Origin of the sequence: Flavonifractor sp. An112 (assembly GCF_904377885.1) — a bacterium.
Classification (GTDB): domain Bacteria; phylum Bacillota; class Clostridia; order Oscillospirales; family Oscillospiraceae; genus Flavonifractor; species Flavonifractor avicola.
The window spans coordinates 1-25,406 of sequence record NZ_CAJFGT010000021.1; the positions used below are offsets into that span (position 1 = coordinate 1).

Annotated in this window: 28 protein-coding genes and 2 tRNA genes; 12 read left to right on the forward strand and 18 right to left on the reverse strand. The window is 55.5% G+C overall.

Going from position 1 to position 25,406, the window contains the following annotated elements; translation table 11 throughout:
- Positions 1 to 48: 48 nt before the first annotated feature.
- Together IHN22_RS04645 and IHN22_RS04650 are read right to left on the reverse strand one after the other, a co-directional pair.
- Positions 49 to 124 (reverse strand) — tRNA-Pro (locus IHN22_RS04645).
- A 547-nt stretch (positions 125 to 671) separates the two neighbouring features.
- Positions 672 to 1,199, reverse strand: coding sequence for a hypothetical protein (locus tag IHN22_RS04650; RefSeq protein ID WP_191433781.1), 528 nt, complete (start codon positions 1,197 to 1,199; stop codon positions 672 to 674).
- Between the two features lie 385 nt (positions 1,200 to 1,584).
- Between IHN22_RS04650 and IHN22_RS04655 the strand changes: the two genes are divergently transcribed.
- A complete protein-coding gene (locus IHN22_RS04655) occupies positions 1,585 to 1,902 on the forward strand; it encodes a helix-turn-helix domain-containing protein (protein ID WP_191433783.1) in 318 nt (105 codons plus the stop codon).
- Positions 1,903 to 2,133: 231 nt separating this feature from the next.
- On the opposite strand, the gene IHN22_RS04660 is transcribed toward IHN22_RS04655, so the two are convergent.
- The 9 genes from IHN22_RS04660 to IHN22_RS04700 all read right to left on the reverse strand — a co-directional run bounded on the left by IHN22_RS04660 (position 2,134) and on the right by IHN22_RS04700 (position 10,372).
- Positions 2,134 to 2,346, reverse strand: a complete 213-nt coding sequence (locus tag IHN22_RS04660) for a hypothetical protein (RefSeq protein ID WP_191433785.1) — start codon at positions 2,344 to 2,346, stop codon at positions 2,134 to 2,136.
- A gap of 1,238 nt (positions 2,347 to 3,584) precedes the next feature.
- Positions 3,585 to 4,802 (reverse strand): tyrosine-type recombinase/integrase, encoded by a 1,218-nt coding sequence (locus IHN22_RS04665; protein ID WP_191433787.1) that lies wholly within the window; start codon positions 4,800 to 4,802, stop codon positions 3,585 to 3,587.
- Between the two features lie 152 nt (positions 4,803 to 4,954).
- Positions 4,955 to 5,031, reverse strand: a tRNA-Pro gene (locus tag IHN22_RS04670).
- A 98-nt stretch (positions 5,032 to 5,129) separates the two neighbouring features.
- Positions 5,130 to 6,131: an NAD(P)H-dependent glycerol-3-phosphate dehydrogenase gene (locus IHN22_RS04675; protein WP_087388417.1), complete on the reverse strand. Its 1,002-nt coding sequence runs from the start codon at positions 6,129 to 6,131 to the stop codon at positions 5,130 to 5,132.
- The gene (locus IHN22_RS04680; RefSeq protein ID WP_300985470.1) at positions 6,128 to 6,808 is read right to left on the reverse strand and encodes a glycerol-3-phosphate acyltransferase; all 681 of its coding nucleotides are present in this window, start codon (positions 6,806 to 6,808) and stop codon (positions 6,128 to 6,130) included. Before IHN22_RS04680 ends, IHN22_RS04675 begins: the two co-directional genes overlap by 4 nt.
- A 4-nt stretch (positions 6,809 to 6,812) precedes the next feature.
- The gene (der, locus tag IHN22_RS04685; RefSeq protein WP_087189150.1) at positions 6,813 to 8,138 is read right to left on the reverse strand and encodes a ribosome biogenesis GTPase Der; all 1,326 of its coding nucleotides are present in this window, start codon (positions 8,136 to 8,138) and stop codon (positions 6,813 to 6,815) included.
- A 17-nt stretch (positions 8,139 to 8,155) separates the two neighbouring features.
- Positions 8,156 to 9,523 carry a DUF512 domain-containing protein gene (locus IHN22_RS04690; protein WP_191433788.1) on the reverse strand — a complete coding sequence of 456 codons (1,368 nt, stop codon included), beginning with the start codon at positions 9,521 to 9,523 and terminating at the stop codon, positions 8,156 to 8,158.
- Positions 9,524 to 9,635: 112 nt separating this feature from the next.
- Positions 9,636 to 9,830 (reverse strand): 50S ribosomal protein L32, encoded by a 195-nt coding sequence (gene rpmF / locus IHN22_RS04695; protein ID WP_087189152.1) that lies wholly within the window; start codon positions 9,828 to 9,830, stop codon positions 9,636 to 9,638.
- A gap of 41 nt (positions 9,831 to 9,871) precedes the next feature.
- Positions 9,872 to 10,372 (reverse strand): YceD family protein, encoded by a 501-nt coding sequence (locus IHN22_RS04700; protein ID WP_191433790.1) that lies wholly within the window; start codon positions 10,370 to 10,372, stop codon positions 9,872 to 9,874.
- Between the two features lie 185 nt (positions 10,373 to 10,557).
- Between IHN22_RS04700 and IHN22_RS04705 the strand changes: the two genes are divergently transcribed.
- On the forward strand, positions 10,558 to 11,523 hold the full coding sequence (locus IHN22_RS04705; protein WP_191433791.1) for an RluA family pseudouridine synthase: 966 nt from the start codon (positions 10,558 to 10,560) through the stop codon (positions 11,521 to 11,523).
- 55 nt (positions 11,524 to 11,578) lie between these two features.
- On the opposite strand, the gene IHN22_RS04710 is transcribed toward IHN22_RS04705, so the two are convergent.
- Entirely contained in the window at positions 11,579 to 12,052 is a 474-nt protein-coding gene (locus tag IHN22_RS04710) for a hypothetical protein (protein WP_191433794.1), read from the reverse strand.
- A 331-nt stretch (positions 12,053 to 12,383) separates the two neighbouring features.
- Here IHN22_RS04710 and IHN22_RS04715 point away from each other — a divergent pair, with 331 nt between their 5' ends.
- The 7 genes from IHN22_RS04715 (at position 12,384) to IHN22_RS04745 (ending at position 18,006) form a co-directional block, all read left to right on the forward strand.
- On the forward strand, positions 12,384 to 13,553 hold the full coding sequence (locus tag IHN22_RS04715; protein WP_191433797.1) for an ABC transporter ATP-binding protein: 1,170 nt from the start codon (positions 12,384 to 12,386) through the stop codon (positions 13,551 to 13,553).
- Positions 13,543 to 14,391: an ABC transporter permease gene (locus IHN22_RS04720; RefSeq protein ID WP_191433799.1), complete on the forward strand. Its 849-nt coding sequence runs from the start codon at positions 13,543 to 13,545 to the stop codon at positions 14,389 to 14,391. The genes IHN22_RS04715 and IHN22_RS04720 overlap by 11 nt, the downstream gene beginning before the upstream one ends.
- Positions 14,388 to 15,248, forward strand: a complete 861-nt coding sequence (locus IHN22_RS04725) for an ABC transporter permease (RefSeq protein WP_087399416.1) — start codon at positions 14,388 to 14,390, stop codon at positions 15,246 to 15,248. The genes IHN22_RS04720 and IHN22_RS04725 overlap by 4 nt, the downstream gene beginning before the upstream one ends.
- Positions 15,249 to 15,318: 70 nt before the next feature.
- On the forward strand, positions 15,319 to 16,401 hold the full coding sequence (locus IHN22_RS04730; protein ID WP_191433801.1) for an ABC transporter substrate-binding protein: 1,083 nt from the start codon (positions 15,319 to 15,321) through the stop codon (positions 16,399 to 16,401).
- A gap of 114 nt (positions 16,402 to 16,515) precedes the next feature.
- Positions 16,516 to 16,911, forward strand: a complete 396-nt coding sequence (locus IHN22_RS04735; RefSeq protein WP_087399414.1) for a thioesterase family protein — start codon at positions 16,516 to 16,518, stop codon at positions 16,909 to 16,911.
- A 1-nt stretch (position 16,912) separates the two neighbouring features.
- Positions 16,913 to 17,398, forward strand: a complete 486-nt coding sequence (locus tag IHN22_RS04740) for a YbaK/EbsC family protein (RefSeq protein ID WP_087267051.1) — start codon at positions 16,913 to 16,915, stop codon at positions 17,396 to 17,398.
- A gap of 23 nt (positions 17,399 to 17,421) precedes the next feature.
- A complete protein-coding gene (locus IHN22_RS04745; protein WP_087267054.1) occupies positions 17,422 to 18,006 on the forward strand; it encodes an HdeD family acid-resistance protein in 585 nt (194 codons plus the stop codon).
- Between the two features lie 33 nt (positions 18,007 to 18,039).
- Here the strand turns inward: IHN22_RS04745 and IHN22_RS04750 are convergent, their stop codons facing one another.
- The 6 genes from IHN22_RS04750 to IHN22_RS12765 form a co-directional block, all read right to left on the reverse strand.
- Positions 18,040 to 18,720, reverse strand: coding sequence for an LrgB family protein (locus IHN22_RS04750; protein ID WP_191433802.1), 681 nt, complete (start codon positions 18,718 to 18,720; stop codon positions 18,040 to 18,042).
- Positions 18,713 to 19,078 carry a CidA/LrgA family protein gene (locus tag IHN22_RS04755; RefSeq protein WP_191433804.1) on the reverse strand — a complete coding sequence of 122 codons (366 nt, stop codon included), beginning with the start codon at positions 19,076 to 19,078 and terminating at the stop codon, positions 18,713 to 18,715. Before IHN22_RS04755 ends, IHN22_RS04750 begins: the two co-directional genes overlap by 8 nt.
- A 182-nt stretch (positions 19,079 to 19,260) precedes the next feature.
- Entirely contained in the window at positions 19,261 to 19,920 is a 660-nt protein-coding gene (locus IHN22_RS04760; RefSeq protein ID WP_087399411.1) for a TIGR03936 family radical SAM-associated protein, read from the reverse strand.
- Entirely contained in the window at positions 19,913 to 21,748 is a 1,836-nt protein-coding gene (locus tag IHN22_RS04765; RefSeq protein WP_191433806.1) for a TIGR03960 family B12-binding radical SAM protein, read from the reverse strand. Before IHN22_RS04765 ends, IHN22_RS04760 begins: the two co-directional genes overlap by 8 nt.
- 171 nt (positions 21,749 to 21,919) lie before the next feature.
- A complete protein-coding gene (locus IHN22_RS04770) occupies positions 21,920 to 23,062 on the reverse strand; it encodes an SLC13 family permease (protein ID WP_087267067.1) in 1,143 nt (380 codons plus the stop codon).
- A gap of 142 nt (positions 23,063 to 23,204) precedes the next feature.
- Entirely contained in the window at positions 23,205 to 23,429 is a 225-nt protein-coding gene (locus tag IHN22_RS12765) for a DUF6514 family protein (protein ID WP_255396453.1), read from the reverse strand.
- 253 nt (positions 23,430 to 23,682) lie between these two features.
- Between IHN22_RS12765 and IHN22_RS04775 the strand changes: the two genes are divergently transcribed.
- The 3 genes from IHN22_RS04775 to IHN22_RS04785 all read left to right on the forward strand — a co-directional run bounded on the left by IHN22_RS04775 (position 23,683) and on the right by IHN22_RS04785 (position 25,301).
- Complete coding sequence (locus tag IHN22_RS04775; RefSeq protein ID WP_087267070.1) at positions 23,683 to 24,438, forward strand: XRE family transcriptional regulator; 756 nt, start codon at positions 23,683 to 23,685, stop codon at positions 24,436 to 24,438.
- 131 nt (positions 24,439 to 24,569) lie between these two features.
- Positions 24,570 to 25,061, forward strand: a complete 492-nt coding sequence (locus IHN22_RS04780) for a helix-turn-helix domain-containing protein (RefSeq protein WP_191433807.1) — start codon at positions 24,570 to 24,572, stop codon at positions 25,059 to 25,061.
- Entirely contained in the window at positions 25,062 to 25,301 is a 240-nt protein-coding gene (locus IHN22_RS04785; protein ID WP_191433808.1) for a hypothetical protein, read from the forward strand.
- Positions 25,302 to 25,406: the final 105 nt, after the last annotated feature.

Here is a 25,406-nt window from a genome sequence, read left to right on the forward strand (position 1 = left end):
GCGGAGTGTCCTTTGTAGGATACTCAGATCCTATAAGGACACTCCGCATGGTCCGAGTGACTGGATTCGAACCAGCGGCCTCTTGAACCCCATTCAAGCCGATGTGCCGCAACAGCGGCACCGGGGAAACAGCGGAAAAGCCACGGCTAAAATCCAAAAAGCCTTGATACGCCTTGATTTTTACACCTTTATTGTACCACACCACCGCCCAAATTACAACCATTTCTTGCGGGAAGCAAAAGGAAAAAGCGCACAGATTTTTGAAGTCTGTGCGCTTTTTGTGCGCTCCTTGTAGCCGATATAAACTGAATATCTTATGGCAATTCCATCGGGTCAGGAGGATTGAAGTGCTGATAGACTTGGGGGAAATACATAAGGAAAAGCATTATGCCCGCCCCAAGCACTCCGACTATAATTCCAGCAACAGCCATCCCACAAGGCACATTCCGCTTCTTTCCAATGATGATAGCTATTATACCGAAAATGATACCTAAACAGTCAAGGAATATTCCAAAGCCACCCCGTAAGAAAACCGAGAATAGAAAGAAACAGAGAAGTAATCGAAAGGCCGCTACATAGTCCATCGTTCTTTTTTTGATCGTTCATAAAATCACCATCCCATTTTCTCAAAGATTAAGTAGTCGTTTTTTCCTTGCGCTTTGTGCGTGATTTCAGCTCACCGCAGAAAGCAGAGGATAATTTTTGCTGTCATAGAAGCCTATGGACTGGATAACACCATCTTCTAAATGTACTGTGTACTCTTTCGTGTCGGTATATTGTTCGTCAATTTCTGTTTCTGTTGTTGAACCATTATATATCTCATATTCCCTTTTCGTGATATTCAGTACCACGACAACCTTTTTGTTATCATTTTCATCATACTTGAGTTCAAATATTCCATAAAATTTTTCGGTTGCTTGATAGGTCAACTTCGAATGATAGTCCAGTTCTCCATCCGTATAGTGACGATTCTTTGTAATTGTTCCAATATAGAAAGTGCCGTCTTCGTAAAACTCCATTAGCTCTGATTTTTCGTATATGTCCTCCGTTCCAAACCGTTCGTTATAATCTGTACTCGGCCCATATGTATAAATGAAAGCGTCATTTACCATCATCGCTTGAATTTCCTCAAGGTTCTCACCATTACATGAACAGAGAGACATCATTAGAAGCAAGACCAGTACAATTATTTTTTTCATCGTCTATCTCGTCCCTTTCAATCAAAAAGTATTTTATTTTACATTCGCCTCTCTTCGCTCCCGCTTTATCTGGCAGACCGAACATATTCTAGCTTTAGGGTCATAGGATTTCAGTTCGTCCTCGCTACTAAAAACTTTATTTTTTGTGTCGGGCTTATTTTGATAACAGCAATCTCCAATGATATGATAAAAATGTGTTTTTAAGTTCAAGATGTATTGTCCACACATGAAATAATCTCCTCTCTGTCTTCTATGGAATTTGAAATCCTTTCTCTTGCATTATACATCTTTATTATCCCAATGTAAAGGAAGACATATCTTTAATATCCCCGATATTGACATTCAAAGGATTTATAATACATATACAAAAAAATCGGGGGTATTTATGGATTATCTGAATTGGGTTCCTGCAAGGATTGCTGAATTGCGGACACAAAAGGGAATTTCAGCAAGAGACATGAGCCTATCATTGGGTCAGAGCGAGAGCTATATAAACAAGATTGAGAATAAGCGGACTTTACCTTCTATGGCCGGATTTATTTATATCTGTGAATACCTCGGCATTACGCCGCAAGAATTTTTCAATGTAGATTCTCCCGCTCCACAAAAGGCCAAAGACCTTTTACACGAGTTTGAAAAACTGACTGCTTCACAGATTGACCATGTTATGCTTATCGTGAAAGATATTGTCGGAGAAAAATAAAGGCACTGGGAGTGCGTATCGCCAGTGCCTTTACTATCAGACTTTCCTAATCAGTTCTTTTGTTGTGTGCCGAACAAGAGCAGGACAATCTTTCATCTGAATGTACTTGCGGACGGTGCTTGCGCTCCGTCCCATGCGTCTTGCCACCTCCGCCGCGTTTCCTAACTCATTGTAAAGCCTGTGCATTTCAGCAAACTCGGCGGGCGTTACTCGCGGCGCGCCCATGGCCTATTACTTTGTGCCCGGTTTTTTCCCGGTCACTAAACACTTGTCACTATCTGCCATGCACTCTTTCCAGATCTCGTCAATATACCCTTTGAACGACTTTTTCTTTGCTTCATCCCCGGAAATTTCCATCACCATCTTGTTGTATTCGTCCAATTTGGCTTGATAGTTCCATGGAACGGTAATGGTTTTCTTATCTGTGTCTAAAATGATACGCACAGTGAGCACCTCCGACAAAATTTTGGCTACAATTCTGTAACCTTTTATGATATTGTACTATATCCCGCTCGATTTATCAAGTATCAAGAGAAATTCAATTGAAATTTCCCGTTTACAGTCGAAAATGCAATACAACTTGCAGATATGAATAAAATATAGTATAATCTTTATGTAATCAGCAAAAATATTCCAGTATATTCCTTAATTCTTGCATTTTATCTTGTTCTAATGCGTTTTCAATCAATCCGCATTGTTTTCGCGGCATTCCGCCGTATTTGTAATAGATTTCTTTCCGTAACTCGTCCCCGCTCTCTCCCGCTCCAAGTCTGGTATAAAACTCCCGCCATGCCTTTCTATATTCTTTCTCCGGCATTTCGCGGGGCCGCTCTCCCTTGCGGCAAAGGTAGTATTTTACATTCTCCTTGTCCTTTGCAATCCAATTCCTGTTGATAAGTAGTTTCTGCCAGTTCCGCAAACTCTGGTCGGAAACCGTTATCCCGTAATTTGTTTCTAAAAACTTCGCCTAATGGTTTGATGGTAAAAACTGATATTCCGGGTGATAGAACAAGAGAAAGAAATGTTGTTGCATCGCCGGAAAGTCTGTTTGCGGGCCGCACGCAAATTCTCGCTTTGCGAACTCCTCAAAGGGCGTGGGCGGCTTTGGTAGTCCTGTGATGGTGATTGTGTACCCCTTGCCCCGCCCGCCGCTCTCAAAGGTATATCCCGCTCGTTGCAGGCTTCTCTTGATGCTATCTGTGCGGGTTGTAGAGAAGATTTCTTCCAACTCTTCTCTGGTATAGGTGCGTAGCTGTAACTACTGCATTCGCTTCTCCTTTCTTCCACCGGATTTTTGCTTTTCGATTACTACTATATATAACAAAAAATCCGGTGGATAATCTGAAACCGCCGCCCTCGGCGGCACATAATTTCGGATGATTTATTTTGAATATTTCTGTTTTTATATAATAATTATAACATTTTATATGCATTAAATAAAGTAGGAGGAAAATACTGGCGGGGCGGTTTGTCCCTGCCAGATACGGCGGCTCCGCCGCCTATCTTCGGGCAAAAGCCCCGCCCTCTGCTTTCCGTTTGACGGGAAAAGGGAAATGGATTTACTGGGGCTGTGGGCCAGAATACGGGCCTATCTGCGCTTTTGATTGAGATTGTCCGGGAATGTACCCCCGGCCCAGCAAATAGGAAAGAGGACAGGGCTTCGGCTCTGTCCTCTTGATGGTTTATAGATTAAAGGCGGCGGCGTATTTCTCCGTTGCGGCTTGCATCTGCCGCAAGTCCGCTTTGACATAGAAGTTCAGTGTTGTGCTTGCGTCTGCGTGGCCTAAAATCTCCTGTACGCTCTTGATGTCTGCACCTTGGGAAAGAAGCAGGGTCGCACAAGAATGGCGTAAATCGTGTGGGGAGAGGTCTGGAAGGCCGTTGCGCTTCATGAATCGCTTTACTTTGCGGGTGACTGTGTTAGGGTCACGGGGTGCAAATAGATTGGATTTGTTGGGGAAGATAAATGCGTCTTTCAAAATAGTATCGGGGTGCTGTCCCTTCACTTGCTTCTTTAACTGCTGGAGCAATTTAAGAGTGCTTTGCATGATTGGAATTGTCCGTATGCTGTCGGCGGTTTTGGGGGTGCTGATGATAATTCCGCTTTCCGGGGTGTAGACCGCGCTCCGCTCTATGGTGATTGTCCCGGCCCGCTCGTCTATGTCCTTCCATTTCAGACCGATGCACTCGCCCCGCCGGATGCCGGAGGTGACAAGCAACTGCAACATGCAACGAAACTCCAAAGGGCTGTCCAGCAAGAGGGAAAAGAATTGTTTGGCCTGTTCCGGGGTAAGCGCGTCCACGGGCTTTTTGTCCTTCTTGGGGGCGTCCACCTTCTGCATGGGGTTTGTGGCTATCATGTTCTGCTTTTCCGCGTAGGCAAATATCATGCCTAATGCGTTGAAGTAATGGCGGATTGTCTTGGGCGCAAGGGGCTTGCCCTGTTTGGTTTTGTAGTCCCGGCTCAGGTAGGCAAGAAACTTCTGAATGTGCAGGGGGCTTATCTCCTGCAAAACCATCCCGTCAAAGTATTTCACAATCAGCTTCTTCATGTTCTTGTAGAATGTGACTGTTGTTTGCTTATCGTTGCCGTTGCACACTTGGAGGGGAAACCACACATCATTGGCAAAGGCCGTGAAGCTGTCCCGCCGCTTCTCCGGTGGGAGGGTGTACGACTGTCCCTGTTCCTTCTCCTTTTGATATTCTTCCCTTGTCTCCCGCTCCCAAGCGTCCGCCGCCCGCTCTGCGGCTTTCTTCGCCTTTGACGGGGTCAGACCTTCCGGGGCTTCCCAAGTGGTGTACCGCCGTATCTGCCGGTTGTTTGCGTCACGCCCAAGACAGGCCGTAAAGCGGTAGGAAATCAGTTTGCCGTCCCTCTTGTTTTCTCTGATATTTGCCATTTGATACATCCTTCTTTCCGGCGTATCAATGGATTTGCACTCCGTTTCTGGCAAGTGTGCGCTTTTTTGTGCGCTTTCAGAAAATCACACTATGCCATTTCCACCAAAAAGTACGAAAAAGGCTTGAAATCTTGCGATTTCAAGCCTTTTCGTGGTCCGAGTGACTGGATTCGAACCAGCGGCCTCTTGAACCCCATTCAAGCGCGATACCAAACTTCGCCACACCCGGAGATCGCCGCCGTGTTTCAGACGGCTTGATTATATTACCACACCTCTTAGAGGAATGCAAGTACTTTTTCGATTTTTTTGAAATTTTTTTAGGAGGCCTTAAACCCAGCTATCCTCCAGCTCGTGCTTCCGCTCCCGGGTCATCAGATCCACGATCACCTGGCGGGGGTCCTTACCTTCGTAGAGCACCTGATAGGCCGCCTCAGTGATGGGCATCTCCACACCCACCTTCCGGGCCAGGGTACGGGCATTGGCGGCGGCATAGTAGCCCTCCACCACAGCACCGATCTCCTTGACCGCCTGCTGCGTGGGAGTGCCCTTACCAATCAGAATACCGCAGCGGCGGTTACGGGAGTGCATGGAGGTACAGGTAACAATCAGGTCACCCACACCGGACAGGCCGGCAAAGGTCTCCCGGCGGCCGCCCATGGCCACGCCCAGCCGGGCGATCTCGGTAAGGCCCCGGGTCATCAGGGCCGCCTTGGTGTTGTCACCGTAGCCCATACCGTCGCTGATACCGGCACACAGAGCGATGACATTCTTCAGCGCTGCGCCCAGCTCCACGCCTACCACGTCGTCGGAGGCATACACACGGAAGCGCTCATTCATAAAGAGGTCCTGGACCTGCTCCGCGGCGGAGCGATCCTTGGAGGCGGACACCACCACGGTGGGGATATGCCGTCCCACCTCCTCCGCATGGGAGGGACCGGAGAGGGCTACGATGGGATGGGCATCGCCCACCTCCTGCTCAATGGCGTCGGTGAGGGTGAGAGAGGTATCCTTCTCAATGCCCTTGGACACCGATACCAACACCGCACCGGGCTCCAGCAGAGACGCCGCGGACTTAGCCGTAGTACGTACGGCAAAGGACGGGGTGGCCAGCACCACCGCGCCGCAGCCCTTCACACAGGCCAGATCAGAGGTCAGCTTCAGCTCCTTGGGCAGAGCTACACCCTTCAGCATGGGGTTCTCTCCCGTCTGACGCAGTACGGCAGACTCCTCCTCCGTATAGGACCACAAGGTCACATCATGACCATTTTCCAGCAACACAAGCGCCAGGGCCGTGCCCCAGCCGCCGCTTCCCAGTACCGCGATCTTCACTTCGAAGTACCCCCGTTCAATTTATGATGCAGGCTGAATTTGGACTCGGTGCCCTTCAGAATACGCACCAGATTACCCCGGTGCTTCCACACCACAAGTCCACCGATCAAAATGGCTATCACCAGAATCACCAGATTTTGATAGACAAACCAACTGGCAAAGGGGAAAGAGGCCCCCGCCCAAATGGAACCCAGAGAGACCCACTTGGTGATGGCGGCCAGGATAATAAACCCGCCCCACACCACCAGCGCGATACGCCAGTTCATCATAATGGCGATGGTACCGCCGGATAGAATCCCCTTGCCGCCCTTGAAACCAAACATACAGGGGAACATATGGCCCAGCAGGCAGAAGGTACCGGCCCAGTATTTACCCAGTACCGGCCAGATGGCCTGCCAGTCCTGGGGCGGAGTAACCATGCTGAAGAGCCACTGACCCAGCAGGATGGCGATTACCGCCTTCAGCACGTCGGTCAGGATGACCATCAGAGTCAGGGGACCGCCAAAGGTACGGTAGAAGTTGGTCAGGCCCGCATTGCCGCTGCCATGCTTGCGCACGTCGTTGCGCAGGATATACTTGGAGACAATGACCGCCCCGTTAAAGCAGCCGAAGAAGTAGGCAATGACCGCCACTGCAGCCACCACCAAAAGGATCATTTCCATCGAAGCTGCCGGCATGGACTTACCCCTCCTTGTCGCTCTTCTGCCGGATGGTGAGCCGCACCGGCGTACCCTCCAGGCCGAAGGTAGAGCGGATCTGATTTTCCAGATAGCGCTGGTAAGAGAAGTGGAACAGCTTGGCGTCGTTGCAGAAACAGACGAAATGAGGGGGCTTGATGCCGATCTGGGTCATATAGTAGATCTTCAGCCGGCGGCCCTTGTCGGTGGGCGGCTGTACCCGGGCGGTGGCGTCAGCCAGCACCGAGTTGAGCATACCGGTGGTAATGCGCAGGGAGGCCTGGTCGTTGACGTAGTTGATCAGGTCAAAGAGCCGGTCCACCCGCTGACCCGTCAGGGCGGAGATAAAGACGATGGGAGCGTAGGTCATATAGGACAGGTCCCGGCGCACGTCCTGGCGCATCCGGTCCATGGTCTTGTCGTCCTTCTCAATGGAGTCCCACTTGTTGACCACGATGATACAGGCCTTGCCCGCCTCATGGGCCAGACCGGCCACCTTGGTATCCTGTTCAGTCACACCCTCGTTGGCGTCGATCAGGATGAGGCACACATCGGCCCGCTCGATGGCCATGGTGGCCCGGAGCACGGAGAACTTTTCGATGGGATCGTCCACCTTGGACTTCTTCCGCATTCCGGCGGTGTCGATGAGCAGATACTTGCCCTTCTGGTTCTCAAAGTAGCTGTCCACCGCATCCCGGGTGGTGCCCGCCATGTCGCTGACGATGACCCGCTTCTCCCCCAAAATCCGGTTGACCAGGGAGGACTTGCCCACGTTGGGCTTGCCGATGATGGCTACCTTGATGACGTCGTCGTCCTCTTCCTCCTCGTCCTCCGGGGGGAAGTATTTGAAGCACTCGTCCAGCAGGTCGCCGGTACCGTGGCCGTGAACGGCGGACACGGCGATGGGATCGCCCAGGCCCAGGTTGTAGAATTCGTAGATGTCCGGATTGGTGTGGCCCACCTGGTCCATCTTGTTTACCGCCAGCACCACCGGCTTGCCGGAGCGCAGCAGCATATTGGCCACTTCCTGGTCAGAGGCGGTGAGGCCGGTCTTGACGTCGCACAGGAAGATAATAACGGTGGCGTTCTGGATGGCGATCTCGGCCTGCTGGCGCATAAAGGCCAGGATCTCGCTGTCGGTGCCCGGCTCGATACCGCCGGTATCTACCAGGTCAAACTTCCGGTTGAGCCACTCGGCCTCGGCATACAGCCGGTCCCGGGTGACGCCGGGGGTGTCCTCCACAATGGACAGCCGCTGGCCCACCAGCTTATTAAAGAGCATGGACTTGCCCACGTTGGGCCGTCCCACGATGGCAATTAAGGGTTTCATGGTAGTTTTCCCTCCCTTTACGGGTTATATCGATAATACTCCGCCTCCGGCGGGAGAACGGGGCATTGGGCTGTTACTTCCCGGCCCAGGATGGCATCCGCCAGGTCAAAGCCGCTGTCGGCAGGCACCGGAACCACAGTCACACCCAGAGCCTGCTCCACCTGCTCCACGGTCACGTCGTCCAGAAACACACGCTCACCTGCCCGGAGCATATTGTCCGGGATGAGCAGCCGCTTGCCCAAATCCTTGCCGTTGAGCTGCTCGATCAGGTCGGTTCCGGTGATCAGGCCGGAGACCGTGATGGTCTCCCCAAAGAAACGATTGATAATAGGATAGACCGTTCCTTTTATATTACCACACTGATTCCGGGCGTTGTCAACAATTTCCTGCACAAAGGGGGCGGCGGACAGGCCGGTGGCAATGGAAAAGGGCTCCGTCTCTTCCGGCTCTTCCTCCTCCAGGGCCATGGCGGCCTGATGGAGGAGCAGCCGCAGCATTCCCACACCGTTTTCCAGCTGGTCCATATCCTCATAATAAGCCTTCCCCGGCAGCGCCCGTCCGGCAATGAGGTAAAACTCATCGGAGCACCACACCAGATTGGTACCCTTTTTCTCCATAAAGCGGGCAGCAAAATCCTCCACCTGGTCGATCAGCGCAGCAGCCTGTTCCTTGGTATAGGGCTCGATGCTACACAGTCCCTCCCGGAACTTGGTCACACCTACCGGCACCACCGCCACGCTGGTCACCGCAGGATAGAGCCGGCCCAGGTCCTCCATGGTACGGGCCAGAGCGGGACCGTCATTGATGCCAGGGCAGGCCACCACCTGGCAGTTCATCTCGATCCCTGCCTGGGCAAACCGGGACATGATATCCAGGCACTCCCCCGCCCGGGGGTTTTTCAGCATGGCGGTGCGCAGTTCTGGATCGGTGGCGTGGACCGAGATATTGATGGGGCTGATCCGCAAATCGATGATCCGCTGGATCTCCCGCTTGGACAGGTTGGTGAGGGTCATATAGTTGCCCATCAAAAAGGACAGTCGGGCGTCGTCGTCCTTAAAATAAAGGGTATCCCGCATTCCGGGGGGCATCTGATCCACAAAGCAGAAGATGCACTTATTGGCGCAGGAACGGGCCCGGTCCATGAGATAGGTCTCAAAATTCAGCCCCAAATCCTCTCCCTCCGCCTTGCGGATGCGGAGGGTACGGCTGCCTCCCTCCGGCTCTGTCAGGGTCAGCTCCAGCTTGGGGTCGTAGGCGTAGAACTTATAGTCCAGCACATCCACAATGGGATGGCCGTTGATGTGGGTCAGGGTTTCCCCCGGGCGCACCCCCGCCTTTCGGGCCGGACTGTGGGAGTCCACCGATGCAATTTTTGTCAGGCTCATGGGCACGCTCCTTCCCGGGATCCTATGGTATATAGGGCATTTCATTTCATTTTACCCGATTTCCGGGCAAAAAGAAAGAGGGGCTTGTCTCCCCTCGTTCTTTTTCGGCTATTTACTTCGCCTCAGCGGTTTCCACCTTGCCCAGCTCATGGCCATTGTAGCTCATGCAGCTCTTGCACATCCGGTGGGGCAGACGGAACGCACCGCACTTGGGGCAGGTGGTGACGCCGGGAGTCTCCAGCTTCCACACGGAGCTGCGGCGCTTATTCCGGCGCTGCTTGGACACTTTACTCTTAGGGACTGCCATCTATGACACCTCCTTAGGTTCATGCCCTGGCCGGGCAAATCTTACTCATCTTTATCCAACAGCTGCGCAAGTGCAGCCAAACGTGGATCGATCTCTTTTCTGCATCCGCAGGGGCCCTCGTTCAGGTTGGCGCCGCAGGTCGCGCACAGGCCTTTGCAGTCCTGGTCGCAGACGTGCTTGGAATCCATGGACAGCACCAAAGCCGTGGTGAACACCTCGTCCAGATCCACGGCGCCGTCTTCCAGAAGCACGATCTCGTCGTTCTCCTCATCCTCCAGGGTCTCTGCCAGCAGAGCGCTGACGGGCAGACGCAGCTCCTGACGGAAGGGCTTCAGGCAGCGGTCACACACCAGTTCCAGGGTGGTGTCCGCGCTTCCTTCCAGCATAAGCGCACCCGCCATATTGCGTACCGTCCCATGGATCACGATGGGATGGGCAAAGGGCCGCTCCCCATAGAAATCCAAGTCCGACAGGTCCAACTGGGACTCAAAGGGCAGAGACGCGCCCGGTACGTGAAGTATCTCCTTCAGATTAAAGCGCATAATACCCTCCTCATAACGGTACGCGGAATATTATAGCGAAAATACTTCCGGTTGTCAAATCTTTTTTTCAACTTTTTTCTACCACTTTTTTCAGGCCAAATCCCCGCCCCACTTGCGCTGGGGCAGCCTGTTCAGTATAATAGGGACTGCTTAAAAGATACGTCTCTGACGTACTGGAGGTCAATATGAGGGAATTTACCATTGGAAAAAATGACGCCGGGCAGCGGCTGGACCGGTGGCTGGGCAAGACCTTGCCTCTCCTCCCCGCTCCCCTGGCTCAGAAATACATCCGCCTCAAGCGAGTAAAGGTCAATGGCAAGGGCTCCGCCCGGGATGTGCGGCTCCAGGTGGGGGACCTGCTGCAATTATACATCAACGATGAGTTCTTTGACCAGCCCCGGGAAGATAATGCTTTCCTGGCGGTGTTCAAGCCCAAGCTGGACATCGTATATGAGGATGAGAACCTGATGCTTCTCAACAAGCGGCCCGGCCTGCTGTGCCACGCCGACGAGCATGAGAAGGTCAACACCCTCATTACCCACATCCAGGCCTACCTTTATCAAAAGAAGGAGTGGAATCCCCGGGACGAGCACTCCTTCACCCCCGCCCTGTGCAACCGCATCGACCGGAACACCGGCGGCATCGTCATGGCGGCCAAGAACGCGGAAACGCTGCGGATCCTCAACCAGAAGATCAAGGACCGGGAGATCGCCAAGTTCTACCTGGCCATCATCCACGGGCGCATGGCCCCGCCTCAGGGCAAGCTGGAGGGCTTTTTGCTGAAGGATGAGAGCCGCGCCCAGGTGAAGGTGTTCCACAAACCGGTGCCCGGCGGCAAGAGCGCCGCTACCTTATATAAGACTTTAAAGGTCAACCGGGGACTGTCTCTGGTTGAGTGCGAGCTTTTGACCGGACGCACCCACCAGATCCGGGCCCAGTTCGCCGCCGCCGGTCACCCTCTGCTGGGGGACGGCAAATATGGCCGGGAGCGGGACAATAAGCAGTACGGCCGCTCCTTCCAGGCCCTGTACTCCTACAAGCTGGAGTTTACCTTCCACACCGATGCGGGGCTTCTGGAGTATTTAAGAGGTAAGGTGTTCACGGTGGAAAACGTGGACTTTGTGGCGGAGTATTTTGGAGAACAACAATAAGGGATTTGTCTGCGGCACCCGGCTGAGGTACCGCAGACTGTTTATTTTCATCTTTCTACTCGTACAGCCAGCCTTCCAGGGCCATCAAAAATGCACTGCCGCCCTCCACGCGGAATGCCTTCCCATCAGCAAGGACAACGCCCTGCTGCGGCTGGTCCAGGGGAATCTGAATCTCCAGATGGTAAGGCTCTTCTGTCCCATAGATCTCCAGCCAGAAGCAACTATAATATTCTGCCGGGTCCCACAATTCTGTTGACAGCCTTGGCCCGGAAAATTCCAGGCGCCGCACCTCATCCAGTACCGCCGCGCGGTCCTGCGGATCGTCAATGGTCCTCCGCTCCCGTTTTCCGTCCTCATCGCTCACATAAAACTGCATTCCGCAGCCGTCGGCCGTCGGCAGCTGCTCCAGCAAGACCCGGAATGCCTGGGCGTGGCTCCCCCACCATACGCCGGTCAGGATGAGTATTCCGCACATCACACTGGCAAAACAGGCAATAATCCGTTTTTTATCATGATAGCATTCTTTCACAGTTACCATCCCCCGGATCTTTGCCGCTCCAGCCACATAAGAAAGCTTTTTTCAGCTTCTATTATACCTGTTTGTCCCAGGCCGTTCAATCTGTTTTAACAGCAAAAGGGCTTCCTATGTCCCTTTTATTCACCTCATATGATAATCCTCTGATAACTTTGTTGCCACCACACTCGGCATCAAAGTCAGCGGCCGTAAAATCCCTGAAAAAAAAGCGGTTTTATTATTGACATTTTTCGCAATTCCATATATATTTGTTTCGTCATAAGGGCGTACCCAACCGCCGGTTTGGGTACGCCCTTTACTACCGTTTGGAAATGGGGGAGGATAAATGTCCAAGGAACTGATCCGCCTGTCGGATTGCTTCATGAAATTTGACGACGACGTCATTTTGGACCACATCAACCTTTATATCAATGACAAGGAGTTCCTCACGCTGCTCGGTCCTTCCGGGTGCGGCAAAACCACGACGCTTCGTATCATTGGCGGCTTTCAGAAGCCTACCTCCGGCGACGTGTATTTTGACGGCGTGAGGATTAATGACGTTCCCCCTCACAAGCGGAAGGTCAACACCGTCTTTCAGAAATACGCCCTGTTCACCCACATGAACATCTTTGAAAACGTGGCCTTCGGCCTGCGGGTCAACAAAGTGCCCGATCCCAAGGACCCCAAAAAGATGATCAAGGTCCCGGAGGCCGAGATCAAGGAGCGGGTGGAGGAGGCTCTGGCCCTGGTCAACCTGGCCGGCTACGGCAAGCGGTCGGTGAACTCTCTCTCCGGCGGCCAGCAGCAGCGTGTCGCCATTGCCCGGGCCATCGTCAACCGCCCCCAGGTTCTGCTGCTGGACGAGCCTCTGGGCGCCCTGGACCTGAAGCTGCGCAAGGATATGCAGATCGAACTCAAGCGCATCCAGCAGCAGGTGGGCATTACCTTTATCTACGTCACCCACGATCAGGAAGAGGCCCTCACCATGTCGGACACCATCGTGGTGATGAACGAGGGCAAGATCCAGCAGATCGGCACCCCCGAGGACATCTATAACGAGCCCAAGAACGCCTTTGTGGCTGACTTCATCGGCGAGTCCAACATCATCGACGGCATCATGCACGAGGACTATGTGGTGGGTATGTACGGCCGGAAGTTCAAGTGCCTGGACAAGGGCTTCGCCCCCGGCGAGGCGGTGGACGTGGTCATCCGCCCCGAGGACATCGATATTGTTCCCGAGGCCGAGGGCCAGCTCACCGGCACCGTCACCGAGGTCACCTTCAAGGGCATTCACTACGACATCATTGTGGATTTCCGGGGCTTCAAGTGGCTCATCCAGACCACCGACTACTCCCCTGTGGGGGCAAAGATTGGGGTGAAGATCGACCCCGACGGCTTCCATATCATGAAGAAGAGCCAATACTCCGGCACCTTCGGCGACTACAGCTCCTACTCCTCCGAGTATGACGAGCTCAACGAGGACCGGCTGGAGGAGGACAGCGACGATGAAGAATAAGTGGCTGGCCGCGCCCTATGTGGTTTGGATGGCCATCTTCGTGGTGGCCCCCCTCATTCTGGTGGTGGTGTTTGCCTTTACCGGTCAGGACGGCAGCGTCACCCTGGATAACTTCAGCAACATGGGGACCTACGTCCCCGCCTTCCGCAACTCCTTCATCCTGGCCTTTGTGGCTACCGCCATCTGCATCCTCATCGGCTATCCCCTGGCCTACTTTTTGTCCCGGGAAAAGCTGATGGTACGCAAGGTAGCCATGATGCTTATCATGCTGCCTATGTGGATGAATTTCCTGCTGCGGACCTACGCCTGGATGTCCATCCTGGACGACAACGGCCTCATCAACCAGTTCCTGTCCGCCATCGGCTTTTTCGATCTGTGGAACGCCATCTTCGGCACCAATCTGACCTGTTTCCACATGATCAATACCCAGGGCGCCATTGTGCTGGGCATGGTGTACAACTTCCTGCCCTTTATGGTGCTGCCCATCTTCTCGGTCATCGACAAGATCGACCCCAAGGTCATCGAGGCCGCCCAGGACCTGGGCGCCAGCAGCTCCATGGTGTTCCGGAAGGTCATCTTCCCCCTGTCTCTCCCCGGCGTGCTCTCCGGAGTAACCATGGTGTTCATCCCCTCGGTGTCCACCTTTGCCCTGTCCCGCCTGCTGGGCGGCGGCAAGACCCTGCTGCTGGGCGACCTGATCGAAATGCAGTTTTTGGGCAACGCCTACAACCCCCACCTGGGCTCCGCCATCGCCCTGGTGATGATGGTGATCGTGCTGATCCTGATGGCCATTATGAACCGCTTCGGCGAAGGTGAAGAGGGGGTGGCTGTGCTATGAGAAAGCATCGCATTCCCTCCCGGGTATTTACCCTGCTGGTGTATGTTTTCCTATACGCCCCCATCATCCTGCTCATCATCTTTTCCTTCAACGCCACCAAGAGCAACCGGGTTTGGGGCGGCTTCTCCCTGGACTGGTATGTAGAGCTGTTCCATAACACCCGCCTGCTGGGGGCCCTGCGGACCACCATCATCCTGTCGGTGCTGGCTGCCTTCATTGCCACCATTCTGGGCACCGCAGCCGCCATCGGTTTCTACAGTATGCGCCGCCGCTCCCGCAGTGTGTGTATGTCCATCAACAACATCCCCCTGACCAACGCGGACATCATCACCGGCGTGTCCATGATGCTGCTCTTCGTGTTCGCCATCGGTGTGTTTAACGACAGCTTCCTCAGCCAGTGGCTGGGTGTCCGCTGGCGCACCGGCTTCGGCACCCTGCTTCTGGCCCACATCACCTTCAACGCACCCTATGTGATCTTGTCGGTGATGCCCCGGCTGCGGCAGCTGGACCCCAACGTATATGAGGCGGCCCAGGACTTGGGCGCCTCCGGCTTCTACGCCTTCCGCAAAGTCATCCTGCCTGAGATCATGCCAGGAGTCCTCAACGGCCTGATCATTGCCTTTACCATGTCCATTGACGACTTTGTGATCAGCTACTTCACCAAGGGCTCCGGCGTCACCACTCTGGCGGTGGAGATCTACACCGCGGTGAAAAAGCCGGTGACTCCCGAGATCAACGCCCTGTCCACCCTCATGTTTATCTGTGTGTTTGCATTGCTGTTGACCGTCAACATCCGACAGGTGCGCCAGGAGAACGCTGCCGCCCGCCGGAAGGCCAAGCTCAACCCGGGCCGGTAAGCCCGCTGTCTGGTAACACGCCCTCCGGGCTGTTATAATCATCATTTCCGAAAGGGGATAAAGAAAGAAATTGAAAAAGTCTCTCGCACTTCTGACCGCCTCCGCACTCTCCCTCAGTCTGGTTCTGGCCGGCTGCGGCGGCACCAACTCCGGTGAGGCCAAGGACCCCGGCGCCGCCGACAAGGGCGTCGTCAACGTCTACAACTGGGGCGTCTATATTGACGAGTCCGTGCTGGAGGACTTCACCGCCGAGACCGGTATTGAGGTCGTGTACGACACCTTCGAGAGCAACGAATCCATGTACGGTATGCTCAAAAACGACGGTGCCAGCTACGACGTGGTCATCCCTTCCGACTATATGATCTCCCGTATGATCGAAGAGGATATGCTGGAGCCTTTGAACTTCGACAACATTCCCAATTTTGAGGACATTGATCCTGCCCTCAAGAACCCTGACTATGACCCGGAGAATCTGTACAGCGTGCCCTATATGTGGGGCCTGCTGGGCATCATCTACAACACCACCATGGTGGAGGAGGCTCCTACCAGCTGGTCCACCATGTTTGATGAGCAGTATGCCGGTCAGATCCTCATGTTCAACAACTCCCGCGACGCCATCGGCGTGGCTCTGAAGTACCTGGGCTACTCCTACAACACCACCGACGAGGCTCAGATTAAGGAGGCCGTGGACCTGCTCATCCAGCAGAAGCCCCTGGTCCAGTCCTACGTCATGGACGAGATCTTTGAGAAGATGCAGGGTGGCTCTGCCGCCATCGGCGCCTACTACTACGGCGACTTCCTGACCATGAAGGAGATCAACCCCGATCTGGCCTTCTGCCTGCCTGAGGAGGGCACCAACCTGTATGTGGACGCCATGTGCATCCCCAAGAACGCCGAGAACAAGGAGAACGCCGAGATCTTCATCAACTATATGTGCTCCACCGCCGCTGGTCTGAAGAACTGTGAGGAGATCTGGTACTCCTCCCCCCTGCTCTCCGTCCGTGAGGAGCTGGACCCCGAGGTGTCCGGTGATCCCTACGCTTACCCCGATGAGAGCATTCTCTCCAAGTGTGAGAGCTTCAAGAACCTGCCCGCCGAGACCCTGGCCCTCTACGACTCCGAGTGGACCCGTCTCATGCTGGCCTCCAACTAAATCTCATCTCCGGAAAGCCGCACAGCAATGTGCGGCTTTCTGCTTGCCTTATGCTGGGGATTGATGTAAAATAGTACACGCACGAATTGATTTTAGAAAAAAGGAGTCGCGCATATGTCCATTACTGTAGGTATGAAGGGCCGGGCCGAAACCGTGGTCACCCCTGAAAATACAGCTGCCGCCGTGGGCAGCGGTCTGGTCCCTGTGTTCGCCACCCCTTCCATGATCGCCCTGATGGAGAACGCCGCCGTCAATGCGGTGCAGGCCCAGCTGGAAGAGGGGCAGGGTACCGTAGGCACCCTGCTCAACGTCAGCCATGACGCCGCCACCCCTGTGGGTATGAAGGTGTGGGCCGAGGCAGAGGTCACCGCTGTGGAGGGCCGCAAGCTCACCTATACCGTGGCCGCCTTTGACGAGGCCGGTCCCATCGGCAAGGGAGAGCATCAGCGCTTCATGATTCAGGCTGACCGGTTCCTGGCCAAGGCTGAGGCCAAGAAAGAAGGCAAGTAAAATGTCCATTGAAGTGTGCCGCACTTATCTGCGCCAGCGGGGCTACGAGGACCGTATCCGGGAGTTTGACGTGTCCAGCGCTACTGTGGAGCTGGCCGCCCAGGCCGTAGGCTGCGAGCCCGCCCGCATTGCCAAGACCCTTTCCTTTGTTCATGAGGCCGGTGCCGTACTCATCGTCTGCGCCGGTGACGCCAAGATCGACAACGCCAAATTCAAGGCCCAGTTCCACCACAAGGCCACCATGCTGACTCCGGAGCAGGTGGAGACCTTTACCGGCCATCAGATCGGCGGCGTGTGTCCCTTTGGCATCACCCACCCCAACACCGTCACCTATCTGGACATCTCCCTTCAGCGCTTTGACACCATCTACCCCGCCGCCGGCAACGCAGCCTCCGCCGTCAGGCTCAACTGTGACGAGCTGGCCCAGCTGTCCAACAGCGCCGGCTGGATCGATGTATGCAAGGGCTGGCAGGCCCCAAGCCTGTAACACTGGAGAAAGGTGGTCTTATTATGAAAGAACGTCTGAAAAATATGACGGTCAGCTTTGTCTTTCTCTCCATTCTCTATCTGATCCTGGGCATCGTACTCATCCTGTGGCCCACCATTGTCATGGATATCATCTGCTATGCCTTCGGCGCCATTTTGCTGCTCTACGGTATCTTTGCCATTGTGGGCTTCTACCGCAGCGAGGACCGGAAGGGAAGCGCTTTCCTGGGACTCTTCCTGGGCATCGTGGCTGCCGCCATCGGCGCTGTCATGGTCATCTATCCCCCGCTGATTCAGGGCGTCATTCCTGTGATCCTGGGCCTGTATATCGCCATTGACGCTCTGCTCAGCGTCAAGCGTACCCTGGAGCTGCAGCGGATGGATTACTCCCATTGGAACATCAACCTGATCCTCTCTCTGGTTTCCGCCGGCCTGGGCATCTTTGTGGTGTTCCACCCCCTGCTGGCCGAGGCCGCCCTCTTCCGGGTCATCGGCATCGTACTGCTGTATGCCGGCGTGTCCGATCTGTGGACCATCTTCCAGCTGTCCCAGTGGACTAAGGAGTACCGCAAGACCCATCCCGTGGATGTGGACCCCATCGATCTGTAAAAAAAGATCGGGCGCAATGCGCCCGATCTTTTTTTACAGCAGAATCAGCGAAAAAAGCACCGTCACCAGGCCGCACACGCCGATGGCCAGACCGCTCATGGCACCCTCGGTCTCCCCCAGCTCCAGAGCCTTGGAGGTACCAACAGCGTGGGAGCAGGCCCCGATGGACAGCCCTGCGGCGATGGGGTCCTTCACCCGGAACAGACGGATCAGAAGGGGGGCCAGAATGCTGCCCAGAATGCCCGTCAGGATCACCGCCACCACCGTAATGGAGGGGATACCGCCGTGGGCCTGGGCCACACTGACTGCGATGGGGGTAGTCACCGACTTGGGCAGCAGAGAGGCCGTCATGGCCTCATCCAGCCCAAAGAGCCGGCACAATCCCAGGATGCTCCCCATAGACACCAAGGAACCTACCACGCAGCCCACCAGAATGGGCAGCCAGTTCTCCTTTAGCAGCTGGACCTTGCTGTAGATGGCCACCGCCAGACAGGCTGTGGCGGGTGAGAGGAACAGATTGATGAGGCTGCCACCCTGGTCATAATACTCATAAGGGATACCCAGAGTCAGCAATAGGCCGATCACCAGTATCACCCCGATCAGCAGTGGATTGCACACCACCAGCCCCGTCTTTTTCTGAATCTTCACCCCGACCCAGAAGGCCAGCACACTGAGCGCCACCCCGAAAAAGGGAGAATTGGTCCACTCAACCATGGTTTTCCCCCCTTCCCATCAACCGCAGGGTCAGTTTGATACTCAGGGCGGTGGCGCCGAATACCAGCACTGTGGTCACCAGGCAGATTACCAGCAGAGGCACCAGTGCGCTGCTCAACACGTCAAAGTAGTTCATAACGCTGACGCCAGCAGGCAGGAAAAAGAAGGCCATGTTGGCCAACAGAAAGTCGGCCTTTTCCCGAACGTGCTCCAGCTTCAGTACGCCGGTGGCCAACAGCGCAAAAAGCAGCACCATACCGATTACGCTGGCCGGAAAAGGGATGGGCAGCAGCTGTTCCAGGATCTGGCTTACCCAGCATACCCCAAAAATAACGCCGAATTGACACAGTATTTTCATCGCTACGCTCGCCTCGCTTCAGGGATTTCCACACCGGCACAGTCCTGCCGGTACAACAGGCCTCATTGTAGCCCTCCCCTCTGCCCTTGTCAATTATCGATTCTTCAAAAATGAGCGCTCGTTTCCCATCAAAAACGGACCTTCCGCCCAAAGGCGAAAAGTCCGTTTTCCTTTTGATTTAATTATTCCCAGTTCTGGAATCTCTCATCCAGCACCGCCCGGCGGTGAAACACCGCATAATCGGGGGCGGCGTCTGGACAGTAGGTGCGGATAGCCGACACAATGAGTTCCGGATTCAGGCCCGGATTCTGGGCCTTCAGGATCAGGTCCAGCGCGATGGTGTCCCGCCGCTCCTCCACGGTCGCTTTGGCAATAAGGGGGATCAAGTCTACCTCCACCTTGCCGGACTTGGCCTTTTTGCTCTTTTTCTCCATCACCAGGCTGTCCCGGCTCAGCAGGCCCCGGATAGCGGATTCCGCCCCGAAGGGGGCGCCAGCCTCATACTCCAGGGTGACGATATAGTTGACATAGTACAGCTCCTTCACCGGGCGCACACCCTCATAGCACCGCTGGACGGTAATACCGGCAGGCAGGGCGGCGTTCATACGCTGGGGAACTTCCTCCAGAGGCGTGTCCAGCACCTGACATTCCAGCACCTCACAGCTGCTGGAGTAGCCCACCGACAGGGGCAGGGGGATGGAAACGAATGCGTGGGGATTGAAGCCCTCGGTATGCTTGATATGGATACCCGCCCGCAGGAAGGACCGCTGGAAGGTACGCATCAGATCCAGGTGGGAAATGAATTTGGCGGTGTCCGCCTTGGTAAATGCCAGTCTATGCATCACATTTTCCTCCCGGATAGAGCTTATTTGCCCCGCAGCCGGTGCACTGGACCCGGCAATCGGGGGTGATGACCGCCTCATAGGCCCGCTCCCGCTCCCGCCACAGGAAGTTCTTGGTCACGCCCACGCTGGTCACATCCCAGGGCAGCAGCTCGTCCTTCTCACGGGTACGGTTGGCATAGAAAGCGGGGTCCACGCCGCAGGCCTCAAAGGCGGCCAGCCAGCGGTCAAAGTCAAAATACTCGCTCCAGGCGTCAAACTTGGCGCCCTGCCGCCAGGCGGTCTCAATGACGTCAGCCACCTTCCGGTCGCCCCGGGCAAAGACCGCCTCCAGGAAGCTGGTCTGGGAGTCGTGCCAGTTGTACTTGATGGACCGGCCCCGCATATGCTCCCGCAGCAGCTTGACCCGCCGCTGATACTCCTCCATGGTGATCTGAGGTTCCCACTGGAAGGCGGTGTGGGGCTTGGGCACAAACCAGGCAGTAGACACTGTGATGGTCACACCCCGCCTGGGGTTGGGGGTGACCTCCTTCCAGGTCTTGTAGACCTTCTCCGCCAGGTCGGCAATACCCAGCACATCCTCGTCAGTCTCGGTGGGCAGACCCAGCATGAAGTAGAGCTTTACGCTGGACCAGCCGCCGGAGAAGGCAGTACGGCAGGACCGCAGCAGGTCTTCCTCGGTGACGTTCTTGTTGATGGCGTCCCGGAGGCGCTGGGTGCCCGCCTCAGGGGCAAAGGTAAGGCCCGACTTACGGACGTGCTGCACCCGCTCCATCAGCCCCAGGGAAAAATTGTCCGCCCGCAGGGAGGGCAGGGACAGGGACACCCGGTTGGGCTCACACCAGTCCAGCAGCCCGTCGCACAGGTGCTCCAGAGGCCGGTAATCGCTGGTAGACAGGGAGGACAGGGTCATCTCCTGATAGCCGGAGTCCTTGCAGGCCTCAATACCCTGCTTCAGCAGGATCTCCGGGTCACGGGACCGGACCGGTCGGTAAGCATAGCCCGCCTGACAGAACCGGCAGCCCCGGATACAGCCCCGGAACAGCTCCAGCATTACCCGGTCATGGACGATCTCGGTGGAGGGCACGATGGTCTTCACCGGGAAGTAACTTTTGTCAAAATCCTGGACGATCCGCTTGGTCACCACCGCAGGGGCGCCCTCATGGGGAATAACCTGCTCCAGAGTGCCGTCAGGACGGTAGGACACCTCATACAGGGAGGGCACATACAGGCCGGGGATCTGAGCGGCGGCAGCCAGGAATTCATCCTTGCTCCAGCACTCCTCCCGGGCCTTGCGGTAGAGCTGAATAATCTCTACGCTCACGTCCTCGCCCTCGCCCAGCACAAAGATGTCCACAAAGGGGGCCAGGGGCTCCGGATTGTAGGCGCAGGTGCCGCCGGCGATCACAATGGGAGACAGACCGTAGCGCTCCTCGGAGCGCAGGGGCAGTCCGGCCAGATCCAGCATATTAAGCACATTGGTATATGCCATCTCATAGCCCAGGGAGAACCCAATCAGGTCAAAGTCTGCGATGGAGTCGCCGCTCTCCAGGCCATAGAGCAGGATGCCCTCCCGGCGCATCTCCTCCTCCATATCGCCCCAGGGTGCGAACACCCGCTCGCACCAAACGCCGTCCATCTGGTTCATAACTCCATAAAGGATACGCATACCCAGATTGGACATTCCGATCTCATAGGTATCCGGGAAGCAGAGTGCATAGCGCACATCCACTTGGCGCCGGTCCTTCACCACCGCGTTATACTCGCCGCCGGTATAGCGTGCAGGCTTCTGCACCCGGGGAAGGATATGTTCCAACGTACGATTCATGTCATGCCGAACCCTCTCTAATCGAATATGGGCCGGGTCCGGTGATCCGGCCAACAAGGCTGCCGGTGATCCCCGGCCCGCCGCAATACGCAAAAGAAGCAGTGTATTATTATACTATGTTCTTTGATCAAATACAAGCTATAATCCGCTTATATTGGGTTCAAAATCCGCTTATCCGGGGAAAATCAGCCCCATCAGCACCACGCTGCCCGTCAAAATGGCAAGGGCTGCCACATTGGCCAGGGTAAACACCAGCAGGTAGCGGCCGGCCCGGGCGCCGGGGGACTTGAGATAGGCCTTCATGGAGATCAGGCTGGCCAGAGATGCAATGGGTGTTCCAAGGCCGCCAATGTTGGTGCCGATGAGCAGCCCGTGCCAGTCGGTGGTAAAGTTGGACAATAGTACCGCCGCCGGCACGTTGCTGATGACCTGACTGGTAATGCCGGAGGCCAGAGCTGTGTTCTGCGCCATTACCGCCGTCAGCGCCTCCCGTACGGGAGTGCAGGCTCCCACATTGCCTGCAAAAAGGAAGAAGCAGAAGAAGGTGGCCAGCAGGCCGTAGTCCACCTTGCGGAACAGAGGCCGGTCAAAGATCAGCATACCCGCCGCCACTACGGCCAGCAGGGCCGGATAGGGCAGCACCCGGAACACCGACAGCAGGCACAGCACAAACAATCCTGCCATCAATCCCAACCGTCCAGGACTGCGAATGGAGGCCTTTTCCGAAAAGGTGACCCGGATCCCCTCCGGCTTGACACACAGGGCCGCAATGACCAGCCCCACCAGGCTAATCAGGGTGAGGGGCACCATGGTGGCAAAGAACTGACCGGCGGTCAGCTCATAGTTGGCATAGATATACAGATTCTGAGGGTTGCCTACCGGAGTAGCCATGCTGCCCAGATTGGCGGCAATGGTCTGGAGCACCACAATATAAATCAGCCGCTCCGTTCTGCCAATCAGTCCAAGCACCAGCACCGCAAAGGGCACAAATGTAATGAGGGCCACATCGTTGGTCACCAGCATGGACACAAAGAAGGGCAGCAGCACCAGTGCCAGGGTCACAAACCGCATTCTCCGTTCGCCGGCCAGCAGCCGCTGAGCCAGTACCGCGAACACGCCGCACTCCTGCAAGCCAGCCACCACCGCCATCAGACAGAACAGCAGGCTCAGCACCCGCCAGTCAATATAATTGAGATAGTCCGCCGACGGCGGATTGAGTAAAATGGAGGCCGCCGCGCACACTGCGGCAATACACAGCACCGGCTCCCGCTTCCAGAAGCGGAACAGGGCGCATTTTTTCTGTGTTTGCTCCATGCTTCTTTTCCCCCTTTGAACACGACGAAAAAGCCACCCTGGCGGGTGGCTTTTTACTCTGCTTCACTCGATTGCCGTTTGCCGGTCTCAGTTTACCTGATTCCAGTGCGGCGGTCAAGTATCTGGACCTATTTTCTCCCATTCAGGAGCGCCGAAAATCTTCCACAACATCAGCAAGATGGACCGGAGACAGCCCCGCACTATTGCAGCATTCTGCCAGCCGGTTGACCTCCTGAAAGTCGGTGGAAATGCGTCCGACACAGATTCCGTTGTGGCTCCGGATCCCATACATCTGAGGGCGGGAAGCCCTGTCCAGATATACATGGTACTTTATACGACAATTACTCATGGTTTCCTCTCTCCTCATTTTCTCTGCTTTTGGTTATGATTTCATGGTTTCACGACATATTTCGCTCTTTTTCCCTATCAAAAGGTATTATACTGTTTGTTACGGTAATTTTCCACATCCGCTCCCCTCTGTGTCTATATCTTGTATTTTTGTCCCTCTGCATACTCTATATAATGTATTCTGCATAAATTGTCAATGCCAACAGACTATTTTGTCCACCGACCGGGAGGTTTTGACCGCATTCGGTTGGGGGTTCTCTGGAGGTGCGCCCATGTCTCTGATGGTGGAAAAGCTGGCCTATGTAAAAAAACTGCGCCACTTGACGTCGGAGGATATCTCCCGTCTGTCCGGCGTGCCTCTTGGTACGCTGAATAAAATTCTGTCGGGACAGACAAAAAATCCGGCGATAGGGCCTATGGATCGGATCACCCGTGTACTGCGGGTACCCATCCGATATCTGCTGGATGACGAGCTGCCCCCGGAATGCTGCGTCACCGCCAACAGCCAGGACGGCGTGGTCCTGCTCTCCCCGGAGGAGCTCCGCCTGCTGCTGGCGCTGCGGCGGCTGGAGCCCCAACGGCGGCGGACTGCTGGGGTTATGCTGGCCCTGATGAGTGCGGCCTGCGTCAAATCCATCGGGACCGTATCGGTGAAGCGTACCTTCTGCTACACCACCGGCTCCACCGATGCCCCGCCGGTCCGGGCCATTCTGATCCCGGAGGTTGACGCCGCCGCTCGGGAGGCGGACTTTGCCGTGCTTCTCAGCGATGGCAGCATGGAACCGGTCTATCCCTCCGGCGCCGTTCTGTTGTGTGCCCAACGCCCCCCTACCGCGCAGGAATATGGTATATACCTCTATAATCAGGAAGTCCTGCTCCGGCGGCTCTGCCGCCGCAGGGGCGTCACCCGGCTGCTGGCCCCCAGTCTGGCTTATCCTGATCTTCAGGTGTCGGAGGAAGATCACCTGGACTGCCTGGGTACCATCACAGGGCAGGCCCGTGGCTGCCGGTGGGAACAGATTCCCTGACCGTTCTCAACCGCTCGTTGTACTGCTGTTCTACCGCTGGTTGCAAGTTCCAACCGCCGTTACCTTCCCTTTTCTACGGAAACACTCTATAATACATCCTGTGAAAACCACACGCAGAAAAGAGGATACCTATGAACCAGACCATCTGTGGGCGCATCAGCGCCCTTCGGAAGCGGGACGGCCTGACTCAGGAGGAACTGGCCGCTCAGATGGGAGTCTCTCCCCAGGCGGTGAGCAAGTGGGAAAATGACCTGAGCGTCCCCGATCTCTCCGTCCTTACCGCCCTGTCCGACTACTTCCACCTGTCTCTGGACGAGCTGATCCGAGGGCAGCGCACCGACGTGCAGTATGTTCCCCCGGAGGCTCGGAAAAGCGCAGAGGAGCTGTTCCTCCGTGTCCGGGTCCGCACAGGGGAAGGGGATAAAATCAATGTCAATCTGCCCTTGGCGTTGGTCCGCATTGCCGCTCAGCTCAACCTCGACCTGCCTCAGTTCCGGGGCAGCGAATGGCTCCGTCAGCTGGACCTGAACGCCCTTCTCTCCCTCATTGAGGGCGGCGCACTGGGAAAGCTGGTGGAGGTAGAGAGCAGCAATGGCGATCTGGTGGAAGTCGTGGTGGAATAAATGCGTCTGCACATCAAAACCAAGGACTTTCGCCTCCACCTGCTTCTGCCCACCTGGCTTGTCCTGAGCAAACCAGGGCTCACCATTGCCCTGTGGGCCTGCCGCCGCTATGTGACGCTTCCCCCTCACCGGCGTGCGGAGGTATTCCGCCTGACGCGGCGGCTGCGGCGACAGTGCCGTGGCGTCTCTCTGGTGGATATCCACACCCAAGATGGCGAGGATATCCGGCTCACACTCTGATATTCCAAAATGTCCGCTGCCTATGGCAGCGGACATTTTTTCGTTTCATGCAACATTTCCTTTCGCCCAGTTGTATCTAAGGTGTCACAACGAGAGAGCAAAACC